General features: G+C 56.4%; 15 protein-coding genes and 1 tRNA gene. 3 read left to right on the top strand and 13 right to left on the bottom strand.

The annotated features are described in order from the left end of the window. Window positions 1-714 precede the first annotated feature (714 nt). The gene (locus RSF91_RS00525; protein ID WP_332566584.1) at window positions 715-1,146 is read left to right on the top strand and encodes a hypothetical protein; all 432 of its coding nucleotides are present in this window, start codon (window positions 715-717) and stop codon (window positions 1,144-1,146) included. Between the two features lie 379 nt (window positions 1,147-1,525). Next, a complete protein-coding gene (locus RSF91_RS00520) occupies window positions 1,526-1,663 on the top strand; it encodes a hypothetical protein (protein ID WP_332566583.1) in 138 nt (45 codons plus the stop codon). A gap of 278 nt (window positions 1,664-1,941) precedes the next feature. On the opposite strand, the gene RSF91_RS00515 is transcribed toward RSF91_RS00520, so the two are convergent. The 11 genes from RSF91_RS00515 to tolB all read right to left on the bottom strand — a co-directional run bounded on the left by RSF91_RS00515 (window position 1,942) and on the right by tolB (window position 10,267). After that, complete coding sequence (locus RSF91_RS00515) at window positions 1,942-2,091, bottom strand: hypothetical protein (RefSeq protein WP_332566582.1); 150 nt, start codon at window positions 2,089-2,091, stop codon at window positions 1,942-1,944. A 37-nt stretch (window positions 2,092-2,128) separates the two neighbouring features. Further along, complete coding sequence (locus tag RSF91_RS00510) at window positions 2,129-2,842, bottom strand: KilA-N domain-containing protein (protein ID WP_332566581.1); 714 nt, start codon at window positions 2,840-2,842, stop codon at window positions 2,129-2,131. An 84-nt stretch (window positions 2,843-2,926) separates the two neighbouring features. Then, the gene (locus RSF91_RS00505) at window positions 2,927-3,073 is read right to left on the bottom strand and encodes a hypothetical protein (protein WP_332566580.1); all 147 of its coding nucleotides are present in this window, start codon (window positions 3,071-3,073) and stop codon (window positions 2,927-2,929) included. Between the two features lie 161 nt (window positions 3,074-3,234). Then, the gene (locus tag RSF91_RS00500; RefSeq protein WP_332566579.1) at window positions 3,235-3,825 is read right to left on the bottom strand and encodes a recombinase family protein; all 591 of its coding nucleotides are present in this window, start codon (window positions 3,823-3,825) and stop codon (window positions 3,235-3,237) included. Between the two features lie 77 nt (window positions 3,826-3,902). After that, the gene (locus RSF91_RS00495) at window positions 3,903-4,238 is read right to left on the bottom strand and encodes a hypothetical protein (RefSeq protein WP_332566578.1); all 336 of its coding nucleotides are present in this window, start codon (window positions 4,236-4,238) and stop codon (window positions 3,903-3,905) included. Between the two features lie 799 nt (window positions 4,239-5,037). Beyond that, window positions 5,038-6,417 carry a 30S ribosomal protein S12 methylthiotransferase RimO gene (rimO, locus tag RSF91_RS00490; protein WP_442878768.1) on the bottom strand — a complete coding sequence of 460 codons (1,380 nt, stop codon included), beginning with the start codon at window positions 6,415-6,417 and terminating at the stop codon, window positions 5,038-5,040. 193 nt (window positions 6,418-6,610) lie between these two features. Beyond that, a tRNA-Lys gene (locus RSF91_RS00485) sits at window positions 6,611-6,686 on the bottom strand. An 87-nt stretch (window positions 6,687-6,773) separates the two neighbouring features. Further along, window positions 6,774-7,595: a tRNA threonylcarbamoyladenosine dehydratase gene (locus RSF91_RS00480; RefSeq protein WP_332566576.1), complete on the bottom strand. Its 822-nt coding sequence runs from the start codon at window positions 7,593-7,595 to the stop codon at window positions 6,774-6,776. Next, window positions 7,595-8,356: a tol-pal system protein YbgF gene (gene ybgF / locus RSF91_RS00475; protein WP_332566575.1), complete on the bottom strand. Its 762-nt coding sequence runs from the start codon at window positions 8,354-8,356 to the stop codon at window positions 7,595-7,597. Before ybgF ends, RSF91_RS00480 begins: the two co-directional genes overlap by 1 nt. Continuing rightward, the gene (gene pal, locus RSF91_RS00470) at window positions 8,356-8,883 is read right to left on the bottom strand and encodes a peptidoglycan-associated lipoprotein Pal (protein WP_332566574.1); all 528 of its coding nucleotides are present in this window, start codon (window positions 8,881-8,883) and stop codon (window positions 8,356-8,358) included. The genes ybgF and pal overlap by 1 nt, the downstream gene beginning before the upstream one ends. A 64-nt stretch (window positions 8,884-8,947) precedes the next feature. After that, on the bottom strand, window positions 8,948-10,267 hold the full coding sequence (tolB, locus tag RSF91_RS00465; protein ID WP_332566573.1) for a Tol-Pal system beta propeller repeat protein TolB: 1,320 nt from the start codon (window positions 10,265-10,267) through the stop codon (window positions 8,948-8,950). A gap of 299 nt (window positions 10,268-10,566) precedes the next feature. Here tolB and msbA point away from each other — a divergent pair, with 299 nt between their 5' ends. Next, window positions 10,567-12,432, top strand: a complete 1,866-nt coding sequence (msbA, locus tag RSF91_RS00460) for a lipid A export permease/ATP-binding protein MsbA (protein ID WP_332566572.1) — start codon at window positions 10,567-10,569, stop codon at window positions 12,430-12,432. 96 nt (window positions 12,433-12,528) lie between these two features. Here msbA and RSF91_RS00455 read toward each other — a convergent pair whose 3' ends face one another. Together RSF91_RS00455 and RSF91_RS00450 are read right to left on the bottom strand one after the other, a co-directional pair. Then, on the bottom strand, window positions 12,529-13,263 hold the full coding sequence (locus tag RSF91_RS00455) for an ankyrin repeat domain-containing protein (protein WP_332566571.1): 735 nt from the start codon (window positions 13,261-13,263) through the stop codon (window positions 12,529-12,531). Window positions 13,264-13,290: 27 nt separating this feature from the next. Further along, window positions 13,291-14,100 carry a TatD family hydrolase gene (locus RSF91_RS00450; protein WP_332566570.1) on the bottom strand — a complete coding sequence of 270 codons (810 nt, stop codon included), beginning with the start codon at window positions 14,098-14,100 and terminating at the stop codon, window positions 13,291-13,293. Between the last annotated feature and the right edge of the window lie 48 nt (window positions 14,101-14,148).

The raw sequence follows: 14,148 nt of genomic DNA, 5'->3' as shown, positions 1-14,148 counted from the left end.
ACTACTGGAAGAAGAACCAGAGGACTACTGAAGGATTACTTAAGGCTATCTTTAGGATATGAACTTATAGATATCTGAAAGGGGCTAAGGGCTATACGTCCCCGTAATTCAAGGCCTTGCCAGTAAACGATTTCATGCTATTCATATGATAGCAAACTCCGCCACAGCAGAGACGGGGAGAACCAGTCACCGCAAGGCAGACACCAAGACACCCCACGGAGGGCACCCATGCCACCCTAGAAGCGCCGCAAAGGCCGCGCCTATACCTTGCATACCCCAGAAGCGTCAAGCCGTTCTAGGCCTTTCCCGTTGTTCTTGCCTGCCGCAGAATCTGGTTGAATCGGTCAGTCGTTCTGACGACCCATGGACAGACACCTGACTGACTCTGGTCAACAAGATGATTGTCTTGGACAGTCCTTAACCGGCTGTTTTCGGCCATGAGCAGTCTCTCAATGATTGCTTATTCATGTGCTACAACCGCTTCATTGCTGCTCGACTTACTAGGTTGAGGAGTGAATGGCTGCCCGGGGTCGGTATTGGCCTTGCGACCTAACTTATACGGAAAGTACAAAACTCATTGAGAAGCGAGGACCAAATGCACCTCTTAGTTCTACTCTAAATCATTGATTTCTAGTTTTCGTGTTACACACATTCTGCGAGAAACGACAATAGAGTAGATTTTATTCCTAACATTACACTAGGCCTAGAAGAACAATGCACTCAGGAATTGCCATCCCTCTAAAGTATAGGCACAACCATATCGAAGATGCCGCTCTCCTTTATACGAGCATCTACTGTATTGTTTACCTATTAGCCGAAAGCATTGCGGAAGCGCCATCATTTGTAAAACTGCAATTTGAAGGTGCCCGTTGTGTCCGTAGCGCAAGAACTGATTGCAGCCCGGCCATCGGAATATATCCTTCCGATCCCGAGGCGAGTTTCATCGTCGAACTGAATAATTCCAATTGGCCAACCGAAGCTCACAAAAGCTATACGTACCAAAACTCAGCCCTCAAACCAAGAGGGAAGCATTATGTCGTTTCCAATCACGATGTCTTTCACGAAATACTGGCTGATACTTTCTCTGAGTCTCTGATTACTGAAGGCTGTGCTGAATATGAGTTTGTTAAGCATTACTTTGCGTAGCGTGATAGAAAGTCAGCCTAACCCTGCAGTCCTGAGAGGCAGACTTCCTGCGGGATTCGCTCAATTCCAGCCTTTCCCTTATCTCAAACGTCGAGCGACTGCTTTGTACAGTCCTCTACTACCGCTTTGGGTCGTTTGCAGCCGCCCATGTCGACCAGCGACGTGACCATGAGGCTTCAGATTGCGGTCCACCAACCAGAAATAGTTACCACGGGTGACTAGATTTCGCAAAGCCTAGAACAGCATCCTCTTCAAGAGGTTTGATAATCTGCCAGTACTAAAGCCACCGAGCAGCAGCAAGCTCAGGTGATAGGCCAGCAGGCGCACGGCTCGCCATCAAAGCAGCAGCCAGATAGAAGCCTCCGCACAAGAGCACGCCGTGGGCAATCTGCCATGGCAAGGCAAGGGACACAAACGACAGTTGCAACAGCATGAAGGTCAGTACCCCAAGGGCCAGACCAAGCAACAATCCCCGCCTGTAGCAGGTCAACGTCTGCCCGTGGCTCTGGACTTGTAGAAAAGGCTCGCCCCTCAAACGACGCAGCAACAAGGACATAACCAGCACTCCCTCAGTGAGGCTTCATTCTTGGTGCAGTGCGTGCGTAGGTCAAGACTTGCAAAGGCTTGCATTTGCCTACGGCGTCTCTCGATTAACGAAACGACCTCCGCAGGTAATGAAGGATGACTCGCGTGACTCAGCCATTCATTAATGACCGAGGGCTTTTTCTTTCGGGTTGCCATAAACGACAAAAAGCCACCCGGAGGTGGCCAATGGTTTAGTTAGTGAGCGGCTTATTACTGTTTCGCTTGCGCCTGAGTGGCCGCTTTGGCTTGAGCCTCACGCGCCATCTCCATACGTGCGGCGGCAAACAGACGCTCGGCAAAGGTTGGAGACTGTGCTGGGGTCGGGGTTTCGGGGAAGGAATGTGGTGTGTTATGGGTCATTGGGGAAACTTTCAGAGTGGTGGTTAAAGGTTTGGCTTTAGTTCGTGGCGAGAATGACGCCGTGCTCCAAGGCTACTCGGGGGTAGACCTTCACCATGTTGTTATAGGTCTCACCGTTAATGGGGCTGGTGTACGACATGGGCTTGCGGGTGATTTCCAAGCCTTGAGCCAAGCAGTAGCCAGCGGCATAGCGGGCAATCTTGCTGCGCTGCGAGGGGCTGAAGTAGCGACCAGCAGCAGTCTGGAACTCACTGACTGTGAAGTGGTTGACCTCGTGGGTCAGCACGGCCACCTCCTCCTTCAGCTCGACGTTCTCCAGCTTCAGGGCTTCGGCGCGCTCCAGCTCTGCCAGCCAGCGCTTACCTGCTTCCAGCATGCTGGATGGCATCGCCAGGATTTCCGAAGTCTCGGGCTTGGTGATGACCACCTCGGCCTTGCCGCGCAGGATGTCGTCAATCACGGTGTCGCACCACACAGCAAAGGCGTCGTCCAGCCACTGGGCGAAACGAATGGCGAGCTTGGGGTGCGCCCATGTGCCACCTTGATTACCGCGCTTGGCCTCCATCAATTGCGGGAAATTGCCGCATTTGGTCAAGGCATTGATGTACCCCTGAGTGGCGGTTGCGTACAGAAAATCACGCACGTCCTTGCCGAAAGCCTTCGCGGCCTTGGTCATGTTGAACCAGCCGTCATTGCGGAAGGTCAGGACGGTGTCGTTGTAGTTCTTGGTGATGATTGCGTTGGTAGTCATGTCGTTTTCCTAGAAGTGTTGATGTCTGTTTGCTTAGGCGTTTTCGCTTTAGCTATACGTCCCCCTAATTCGGGGAAGAGGTGTTCAGTAGCGGTTTCGGAGTTCTTCTTCTGCTTTGGCGAGGGCTGCTAAATGCTTGTCCAGCGCCTTGAAGTCCTTGGCTTCCCACAACTCGTAGGCGTGGCTGTTCTTGGCGATGAGCACGGCGCGGTACTGGATGTAGTTCTTCATGTGTTTCCTTGAGTGATAGGCCTTCACGCCATGGCTCTGAACACCACGCACATCGAGCGGCCAACAAAAAGCCCCCGCAAGGCGAACCCTGCGGGGGCATGAAGATAGAAATGGAAACGACTGTGAGCGCTATTGCTGGCGCTGGTGATAGGCGCAGGAGGTCAAGCCTCCGCTGCTGCCGCGTCTCTGATGTTGATGATGGATGTGCGGCTGATGGCGTAGTCCCTCGCCACTTGAGAAACGGTATCGCCAGCATGGAGCCTTGCCAAGATGGTCTGGCGGTCTTCCTCGCTGGTCTTGGAGGGTCTGCCCAGTTGCTTGCCTTCGGCCTTGGCACGGGCCAGACCAGCCTGTGTACGCTCGACCAACAAGTCCCGCTCCATCTCTGCGACTGCTGCAAGGACACGCACGGTTACCTTGCCTGCTGCACTGGTGAGGTCAACATCCCCCAGAGCCTTGACCTTGACCCGGATGCCGCGCTCCTCCAAGGTCTTCAGTGTCTGCAGTACATCAATCATGTCTCGGCCTAGGCGGTCGAGTTTGGAGACCAGCAGCAGGTCACCTTCCTCCAGTCGCTCCAGTAGCTTGGAGAACTGGGGGCGCTCCTTGGCAGGCACCTTGCCTGAGATGGTGTCCGAGAACCACCGCTGTGATAGCAGCTCATGGCCCATGCCCTCCAGCTCCTTACGCTGGTTCTCTGTGGTCTGGTCTGCTGTACTGACACGGCCATAGCCGTAGATGCGTGCGCTCATGCTCCACCCCTGTAAATAATGGGTGTAAGTATTGCACGACTGCAATAAAGTCTCAATCCTATTTTGTTTACATGTTTTCAGGGGCGGCAGAAGGGGTGTAAGAAACCGAACGATTTCTGACATCCAGGAATCAAGATGGGGCGGAGCCGTCCAATAGCCTCAGAAAGATTGTCAGCGCAACTGAAAATTTCTTTACCTCGCCGTTCACCCCACTTCCCGTCGCCACCCAAGACGCGCTGGTTATCAAGCATTTCTTTAAGGTCATCAGCAATTGCATAGACCTCAGCCATAGCAAGCGCTGCATTCTCAGGGTATGAGTCAGCGGCATCAAGGCATTCTTTGAGTATGGGGCTGTGCAAGCATTTAATCGTCTCCAAATAGTCCAGGTCATCGCGGTCTTCTGGAAAAAACACGAGGCCTCTTACTCCTGTCACCCCTCGATGAAGTCGCTCCATCTCTATTTCCAAGAGTCTCGCGGCAACTCTTGTACGTATCCTTTCTTGCTCTTGGCGTATTCTCCTTGGCTCCATACCTATATAGAACGCAATCCATGCTGTGACTGCCGTAGCAATGCTTCCAATGCCAGCTATGACTGTTCCGATAACAGCCCAATCCCATCTCAAGTAACTCACAGCCTCCAACATCCCTACACCTCCTCGTTAATTCACAAGGAGCATACCGGGGTAGAGGGGGGAAGACAGCCGACACCACCTCATCAAAGGCCGTTCAGAAATTTCGCCGGAAAACATTTCCGCCATCCTGCTAGACTCGCCAACATTCCGCGTGCTACTTCACTGTGGCATAAGGGCCGATAGAAACGCACAACCCCACCTCCTACCCATCAACAACGGCAACAGATGGAACCCAAGCGGGTACTAACTGACAGCCAGTGAATGGGCGAGGTAAGGTTCGTCACCTTTCGATGGAAATCCTCTTTGTAGACAAGAGGTCATCTTCCTAGAAAAATATTTCTGAGCATGTGCGACACAACACTGTGACACCTAGTCAAATCGACAGGTGTCTTTTTGCGTTCATGACTGCATCAGCAAGATGCTTCAACAACTCGGACGACTTGCAATTGCGAGCCTCGCCTCAGTCAAAGATTTAACAGCTCAATTGAGCAATACCTGACAAAGCACAGACGCAAAAAGGGCCGCAGAACGCGGCCCTTTTGAGTTTTTGATGCAGCCTGCAAAGACTGCTTTGATTCACTTAGACGGGAATACCCACCAGATCATGGCCTTGCGTACCAACGATACGCACGCTGATCAAATCACCTACCTTGTAGGACTTGCTGGCTTTTTCAGGCGGCTGGATGTGCACCACGCCGTCGATCTCTGGGGCGTCAGCATAGGTACGGCCTACGCCGCCCTTTTTACCCAAGCTGATGGCCTTGTCGACCAGCACCTTCATGACCTGACCCACGCGGCGCTGCAGGCGAGCGGTGGAGACTTCCTCCGCCACTTCCATAAAGCGGGCGCGGCGCGCTTCGCGCACTTCTTCGGGCAGCATGCCAGGCAATTCATTGGCGGTAGCGCCTTCGACCGGGCTGTAGGCAAAGCAGCCTGCACGGTCAATTTCCGCTTCGCGAATGAAATCAAGCAAGTGCTCGAATTCTTCTTCAGTCTCGCCAGGGAAGCCAGCAATGAAGGTAGAGCGAATCACCAGCTCTGGGCAAATCTTGCGCCATTCGCGGATGCGGTCGAGGTTTTTCTCGCCGGATGCGGGGCGCTTCATGCGCTTCAGAACGTCAGGGTGGCTATGCTGCAGCGGCACATCCAGGTATGGCAAGACCTTGCCTTCAGCCATCAACGGCAGCACGGCATCAACCGTGGGGTAGGGGTACACGTAGTGCATACGCACCCATGCGCCGTATTGTTTGGCCAGTTTGCCCAATTCATCGGCCAACTCCAGCATGCGGGTCTTGACGGGCTTGCCATCCCAGAAACCGGTGACGTACTTCACATCTACACCGTAGGCGGAGGTGTCTTGGCTGATAACCAGCAGCTCTTTGACGCCGCCTTCAAACAGCGCTTTGGCTTCTTTCAAGACATCGCCAATCGGACGCGAAACCAAGTCGCCGCGCATGGAGGGGATGATGCAGAAGGTACAACGGTGATTGCAACCTTCAGAAATCTTCAGGTACGCATAGTGCTTAGGCGTGAGCTTGATGCCCGCATCGCCAAAGCTGCCGGGCACCAGGTCCACAAACGGGTCGTGGGGCTTGGGCAGGTGGGCGTGCACGGCATCCATCACTTCTTGCGTGGCATGGGGACCGGTTACGGCCAGCACGCTGGGGTGCACTTCAGCCACCATAGTGGCGCCGCCTTCTTTGCCAGCCTTGGCGCCCAGGCAACCGGTGACGATCACCTTGCCGTTGGCAGCCAGCGCTTCACCAATGGTGTCCAGGCTTTCTTTGACAGCATCGTCAATAAAACCGCAGGTGTTGACGATGACCAGGTCAGCACCTTCAAAGGTTTTGGAGGTCTGATAACCCTCTGCACTCAATTGCGTGAGGATCAGTTCGCTGTCGGTCAGCGCTTTAGGACAGCCCAGCGAGACGAACCCGACTTTCGGGATACTCGTTTGCATCGTGCGATCAGAATCAGTTGATTTCATTTGATTTTTCCAGCGGCGCAGCCTCTACGCGAAAGCAGCGATTTTAAGCTAATCGCAAATTTTGGCAGGCGCGATACCATTGCCCGACTCGACGTACAGGCCGACAGTCAATGGATAGATAAACGAAAAAGGCGCTACAGCTTTTATAGCTGTAGCGCCTACATTCTGGTGGGTCCTACGAGATTCGAACTCGTGACCAACGGATTAAAAGTCCGCTGCTCTACCGGCTGAGCTAAAGACCCCTCCACACCTCAGAAGCAATGTTTGCTTATTCAGTGGAATGACGTTATTGTAATCTATTTTTCCTGCCTCTCAGGAAAGTGACTCAATTAATTGGATTTGCGTGCCAATTGATCCAGAACCCAGCCTGCCGCGCACTGGCCGAACGTTGCCGTCACAGCCACTACCGAGCCATAGCCGTGACAGTTCAAGCTACCGTCACCCTCGATAGCGCAAGAGGCATCAGGCGGCGCAACCGCTTCGCGGCTGAACACACAGGTCACTCCCATACGCTTGCCATCTTTAGGCGCACCATGCTGCTTGCGCAGGCGATAACGCAACTGCGAGAGCAGCGGATCATGCGTAGTGGCGCTGAGGTCAGCAATATCCACCAGATGCGCCAGTCGCTTACCGCCCGCTGCACCCACCGCAATAAAGCATTGCTTGGTCTTGCGGGCATGGGCTGCCATTTCAGCCTTTGCTTTGACCTGATCGCAGGCATCAATCACGGCATCCGCATCTGCGGGCAGCAACTGCAGCCAGTTCTCGGGTTCCACAAAGTCATCAATGCAAACCACCTGACAAGCAGGATTGATCAACGCAATGCGATCGCGCATGGCTTCAATCTTGGCCTGCCCCACGGTATTGGTCAGCGCATGAATCTGGCGGTTGATATTGGACTCAGCCACATGATCCATGTCGATCAAGGTCAAACGACTCACACCACTGCGCGCAAGCGCTTCAGCCGTCCACGAACCTACGCCACCAATACCGACCACCACCACGTGGGCTGCACGAATGTGGGCTGCGCCCTTCACGCCGTACAAGCGCTCCAGCCCGCCAAAGCGGCGTTGCAGGTCTGCGTCGTCCGTTAAAAAAACAGCGCCGGACTGGGGCGCTGTTTCCGCTTGAGACTGCGAGTGATCGGCCATCACTTGAGCGTCGCCAGCTTGGACTTGGCAATCCCTGCGGCTTCCGAGTTCGGATAGGCCTGCAACAGATCTTCAAGCGTCTTGCGCGCTGCCTTGGTGTCTTTCAACTCAACCTGGCAGTTGGCAATGGACAGAGCTGCTTCCGGCGCACGTGCATGCATGGGCGCATTGGTCAAGACCGAGCGGAAGTTGGCAATGGCGTTTTTGTAGTCACGCGTAGCGTACTGCGAGTTACCCAGCCAGAAACGCACAGAAGGCGTATAGCCACTCCTGGGCCACTGGCGCAAGAAGGCGGCAAAAGCCTGACCCGCTTCGGGAAACTTGCCCGAACGGAACAAGCCCAGAGCTTGCTCAAAGTCTTGCTGCTCGCTGCGATCTGCAGTGAACTCAATGCCATCGACATTCACACTCACAGGCTCGAACTGGCGCAAGCGCTCATCAAAGCCCTTGGCCAGATCCTTTTGACCGCGCTGCAACTCGGCCACGTCACGAGTCAGTTGCTCGTTCTGACCACGCAGCTTGGCTTGATCGGCCTTGAGCGCTTCGATCTGCGACTGCAGATCAAGCAGGCTACGGCGAGTCTGCTCTTGCGATTGCTGCAGGCCGTCGGTGCGCTGGCGCAACTCGATGATGGCGCGGCGCGCCTCGTCATCACCAAATAAAGCTGCATGCGCGCTGATGGCAGAGCTGGCCAGCAGGCCAGCCACCACCAGTTGCGGCAGCGTTGCGTGACGGAGAGTCAACAAAGCCTGCTTCATCATTAACGGTAATTAATTTCAACGCGACGGTTTTGGGAGAAGGCGCTTTCGTTGTTGCCTTCCACAGCAGGCTTTTCCTTGCCGTAGCTCACTGCTTCCATCTGAGAATCATTCACACCCAGCAGACCCAGGGAGCGGCGCACAGCTTCTGCACGCTTTTGACCCAGAGCCAGGTTGTATTCACGGCCACCGCGTTCGTCAGTGTGGCCTTCCAGCTGCACCTTGGCAGCGGGGTTGGCCTTGATGAACTTGGCGTGGGATTCAATCTGGGGCTGTGCATCAGCCTTGACAGAGTAGCTGTCAAAGTCGAAATACACGATACGGCTGACACCCTGAGGGCCGGCCTTGGACGCAGCGGAACCGGTCAGGTCCACGCCGGACACACCGCTTTGGCCTTGGCCGTTAGCGCCAGCACCTTGGCTGGACAGCGAGCCGTCCACAGGCTTGTCGTCGAGCTTGACGCCCGAGCTGCAACCTGCAACCAGAGCCGTTACGGCCAAAGCCAAAGAAAGACGTTTGATAGTCAACATGAGATTTCTCCGAATAGTCCACAACGGACTTCATCACTAAATAAGAGGGAACGAAAACTTCAGATCACTGTTTTTGGAACGGGCCCCAGTCGGGCTCACGTATATCTCCACCTGCCCCTGCCAGACGTGCCTTGATCTTGCCGTCCAGCGTTGTAGTCATGAGAGCTTCACGACCACCCTGGATGGTGGCGTAAACAATCAGGCGGCTATTAGGAGCAAAGCTTGGGCTTTCATCCGCATTGGTGTCCGTGACGGAATTCACGGCACCCGTTGCCAAGTCCATGACCTGCAGCTTGAAGCCACCGCCAACGCGAGAGACATAGGCCAGCCATTTGCCGTCGGGGCTGATGGCGGGCGAGATGTTGTAGGTGCCAGTAAAGGTCACGCGCTCGGCGCTGCCGCCCGAGGACGAGACTTTGTAGACCTGCGGCGCACCGCCACGGTCGCTGACGAAATAGATGGTGCGGCCGTCACTCGAAAAGCAAGGCTCGGTATCAATACCACTGCTTTGCATCAGGCGACGGGGCTCACCGCCCTGGGCGCTGAGCAGATACAGCTGCGAGCCACCATCACGGCTCAGCGTCACAGCCAGGCGGCTGCCATCAGGCGACCATGCAGGCGCGCTATTGGAGCCACGGAAGTTGGCCAGCAGACGGCGGTGGCCGCTGGCCACGTCGTGCACATAGACCACAGGCTTGCGCGACTCAAACGACACATAGGCCAGCTGAGTTCCGTTGGGCGCCCATGCTGGCGAAATGATGGGCTCAGGACTGGAAAGCGCGGACTGAGAGTTTTCACCATCAGCGTCAGCAATCCACAGGCGGTACTGCGCACCGGACTTGGTGACATAAGCGATACGGGTGGAGAAAATACCTTTCTCGCCCGTGAGCTTTTCGTAGATGTAGTCGGCAATGCGGTGTGCAACCAGACGCAGATCGCCCGTCGTGACCGCAAAGCCCTGACCACCAAGGTCCTGGCCTTTGACCACATCCCACAAGCGAAAGCGCACATCCCAGCGGCCATCAGCCAGACGGGTCACGCTGCCGGTGGCCAGAGAGTCAGCGCCCTTTTGGCGCCACTGCGCCACATCGGGGCGCGATGTTTCATCAAGCGCGATGCCCGAGGCGTCAACGCCGCGGAACTGGCCGCTGCGCTCCAGATCAGCCTGAATAATGGCGGAAATCTTCTGCGGGGCCGAGCCCTCTCCCTTGAATGGGGCAATTGCAATCGGCAACTGTGTCAGGCCCACGCCTGTTACCTCAACCCTGAACTGGGCCAATGCAGGAATGGCCGGTGTAGCAGCCAGCGTTGCCAGCATGGCTCTACGAGAAGCACGCGGCCCTGCCGCCCAGGTTGTCAGGGATGGAAGTCGGTCAATAGTCATTGGCAGCCATCTAAATTTCCGGAAGTGCCCGGTACAAACACAAGCTCGAATGTTACACACACTGACGGATTCCTGATGTAAGAACGTACTCAGTAGGGTGATCAAACGCAAGTGCCACAAAATAATCAGATCGTGAGCATGCCAGAGACTGCAACAGGCGCTGGCAATACCCTCTGTGATTTTGCCGCAGGCTTGCGCTTTATATCCAAACAGGCATAGTTGGTTACAACTTCATCTCGAAATTCATCTATCGGGGTCAGCGCCAACTCCGAAAGCGCAAGCCCTAAAATTACGCGCTTATGCAAGCCACACCGCCCACACCGCCAAGCGAGGCCACCAAGACCGCGCAGGCACCATCGCCAGCTCAATCTGCCACCGTCAACCCAGCCGATCTGCCTTTAATGCAGCGCCTGAAGCGGCTGACGCCTTATTTTTCAGGCCAGCGCTGGGCCTGGGGTCTGGCCATTCTGGCAACCCTGGTCGGTGCTGCGACCGAGCCCGCCATGCCCGCCCTGCTCAAGCCCCTGCTCGACAGCGGCTTCACCCAGGGCTCACTCGACCTGTGGATGGTGCCCGTCTTCCTGATTGGACTGTTCGTCATTCGCGGTCTGGCTCAGTTTGCCGGTCAGTACGCACTGGCACGCATCACCAACGACGGGATGCTGGCCCTGCGCAAAAAACTGTTTGAACGCCTGCTGGCCGCCGACATGAGCCTGTTCTCGCGCCAATCGGCCTCGGCCCTGTCCAACACCGTGGTCTATGAGGTGCAGACCGGTGCCCAGCAGCTGGTGCAGGCCATGATGAGCATCTCGCGCGACGGCTTTACGCTCATTGCTCTGCTCGGCTATCTGATCTATTTGAACTGGCAGCTCACGCTGATCGTGGCCTTCATGGTTCCTGGCGTGGCCTGGGTCATGAAGACGCTCTCGCGCCGCCTGTACCGCATCACCAAGTCCAGCCAGACTGCGACTGACGAGCTGGCCTATGTGGTGGAAGAAAACGTGCTCGCCCACCGCATGGTGCGCCTGCATGGTGCCCAAGAGTCACAGCAGTCGCGCTTTGGCGCGCTGAGCAACCAGCTGCGCGGCCTCAACACCAAGGCCACGATTGCCTCTGCCGCCATGACACCGCTGACGCAAGTACTGGCCGCGATTGCGCTGTCCGTCATCCTCTGCATTGCCCTGTGGCAAAGCCGCCAGGGCGCAAGCACTGGCACCACTGTGCAGGATGTGACCGTGGGCGGCTTTGCAGCCTTTATCTCAGCCATGCTGATGCTGATTGCCCCCATTCGTCGCATTGCCGATGTGGCCAACCCCATCACGCGCGGCGTAGCAGCGCTGGAACGCGGCCTGTCTCTGCTGGAAGGCTCCAGCGATGAGCAAAGTGGCACTTTCAAGCCCACAGGTCCCGTCACCGGCACACTGCAGTTGAGCGATGTCACTGTGCAGTTTGGCCCCGACAAGGCCCCTGCCCTGTCTCACCTGAACCTGAATGTGAAGGCTGGCGAAGTCGTGGCCCTGGTCGGCCCATCGGGCGCGGGCAAGACCACGCTGGTCAATTTGCTGCCGCGCTTTTTCTCGCCCACCAGCGGCCAGATCACGCTGGATGGCGTGCCGCTGAGCGATTGGGACTTGAACGCACTGCGCCAGCAGTTCGCCATGGTCAGCCAAGATGTTGTCATGCTCAACGACAGCGTGGCAGCCAACGTAGCGCTGGGCACCGAGGTGGATGAAGCCCGCGTCTGGTCTGCGCTTGAAGCGGCAAACTTGGGCGACTTTGTACGCAGCCTGCCGCAAAGCCTGCACACCTTGGTCGGCCACAACGCCAGCCAGCTCTCTGGCGGCCAGCGCCAGCGCCTGGCCATTGCCCGCGCGTTGTACAAGAACGCGCCGATTCTGATTCTGGACGAAGCGACTTCGGCTCTGGACAACGAGTCCGAGCGCCTGGTGCAGGAAGCCCTGAACCGCCTGATGCAGGGCCGCACCACACTGGTGATTGCACACCGCCTCTCCACCATCGAACATGCCAACCGTGTGGTGGTGATGGAGCGCGGCCAGATCGCAGAGCAAGGCACGCATGCCGAGCTGATTGCACTGGGCGGCCTTTACGCCCGCCTGCACACACAGGTACGCAGCACAGCCACTCCTGGCGAGGCACAAATTTAATAGCTGCTTGCGCTCATAGAAAAAGGACTTCAAGCCCGAACAGGCTTGAAGTCCTTTTTTATTGAACGCTACCAGCTATCAAATTAATACGAGCACTTACCAAGTACCGCGTGACGGCTGTGTGCGTCGCTCTTGTTTCAGAGCCTTGCCAAGCAAATCCGCCATGTACTGGCGATCTACCAGTTTGGCAAAGTCTGCCGCCGTCAAGTTGCGCTGATTGCGCAGTGTGATGTCCGCCCCCTCCTCCAGCAGCAGCTTGACCACTGCCTCGCTGCTGTACTGGGCCGCCATCATCAGCGGTGTCGTGCCGTTGGGCGATGCAGCGTCGATATAGGCGTTTTCTTCCAGCAAAAGCTTGATGATGTCTAGCGTCTGCGGCGTATCGGCCGATGCCGCGTAGTGCAGCGGTGTCCAGCCTTCGCGGTTCACATCCGCGCCGCGCTTGATGAGTTCTTTGACCAGCTTGAGATGGCCTTTGATGCAGGCCATCATCAATGGCGTCTCATTCTGGCGAGAGGCCAGGTTCACATCAATCTTGGGCGCTTTGAGCAGCACATCAAACACCTTGAGCGAATCCTGATGCAACGCCGCCACCAAGCCGGGACGCCCACGCGAGTCCAGAGTATTGGCATCAAAGCCGCGAAAGATCAGGTTCACCATGGTGCTGGAGTTATCACTGACCAGCGCCCGCGAATAGTCCTCAAAATCGCTGGCCCAGCCCATGCCTGGCAGACCGGCAGCCCCCGCAACGGCCGCACCCAGCCAGCGCAGGCTGTGGCGACGGTTCAATGGCGATGCGGTGGTGATGGTTGGGGCTGCGAACAGTTTCATGCACTGGCTCCAGAATTCACGGATGGCTTACGGCTGGGTCACGCCCTTGAACAGGCGATCAAAGTTCGTGCTCGTGGCCTCGGCCACCTCTTCCACGGAAATACCGCGCACCTCGGCAATTTGCTTGGCCACAAACGGCACGTAGGAAGGATTATTCGTCTTGCCACGGTAAGGCATGGGCGCGAGATAGGGGCTATCGGTTTCGATCAGCAAACGATCCAGCGGTACAAAGGCCGCCACATCGCGCAGATGCTGTGCATTTTTAAAAGTCACGATGCCCGACAGGGAGATGTAGTAACCCATATCCAGCCCGGCACGAGCGACTTCAGCAGTCTCGGTAAAGCAGTGAAAGACGCCGCCTGCCTGCGTGGCGCTATCAGCTTCGCCGCACTCGTGCAAAATGGCCAGCGTGTCGGCAGAGCTGCTACGGGTGTGAATGACTAGCGGCTTTTGCGTAATCTGCGCCGCACGGATATGGGTGCGAAAACGCTCGCGCTGCCACTCCAGATCGGCAATCGTGCGGCCGCCCTTGCGGTCTTCCATGCCGTAGTAATCAAGACCCGTCTCGCCAATCGCCACCACACGGGGTAGCGCGGCGCGATCGACCAGATCCTGCACGCTGGGCTCGGTCATGTCTTCGGTATCGGGGTGCACGCCCACCGTGGCCCAGAAATTGTCATAGTCCAGCGCCAGCTGGTGCACATCCGGAAACTCTTCCATCGTCGTGCAGATGCACAGCGCACGCGTGACCTTGGCAGCGGCCATCGCCTCGCGAATTTGCGCAAGATTGGCGCTCAGATCAGGATAGTTCAGGTGGCAATGCGAATCGGTAAACATAGAAAATCTCAGCCCCTGAGCGGCTGCACCGGCTCCCCTCTCTCGCTT

It is taken from the genome of Comamonas sp. (genome assembly GCF_036643215.1).
Lineage (GTDB): Bacteria > Pseudomonadota > Gammaproteobacteria > Burkholderiales > Burkholderiaceae_C > Comamonas.
The sequence above is the reverse complement of the archived record's forward strand: the minus strand, read 5'-3'. Positions and strand labels throughout refer to the sequence as shown.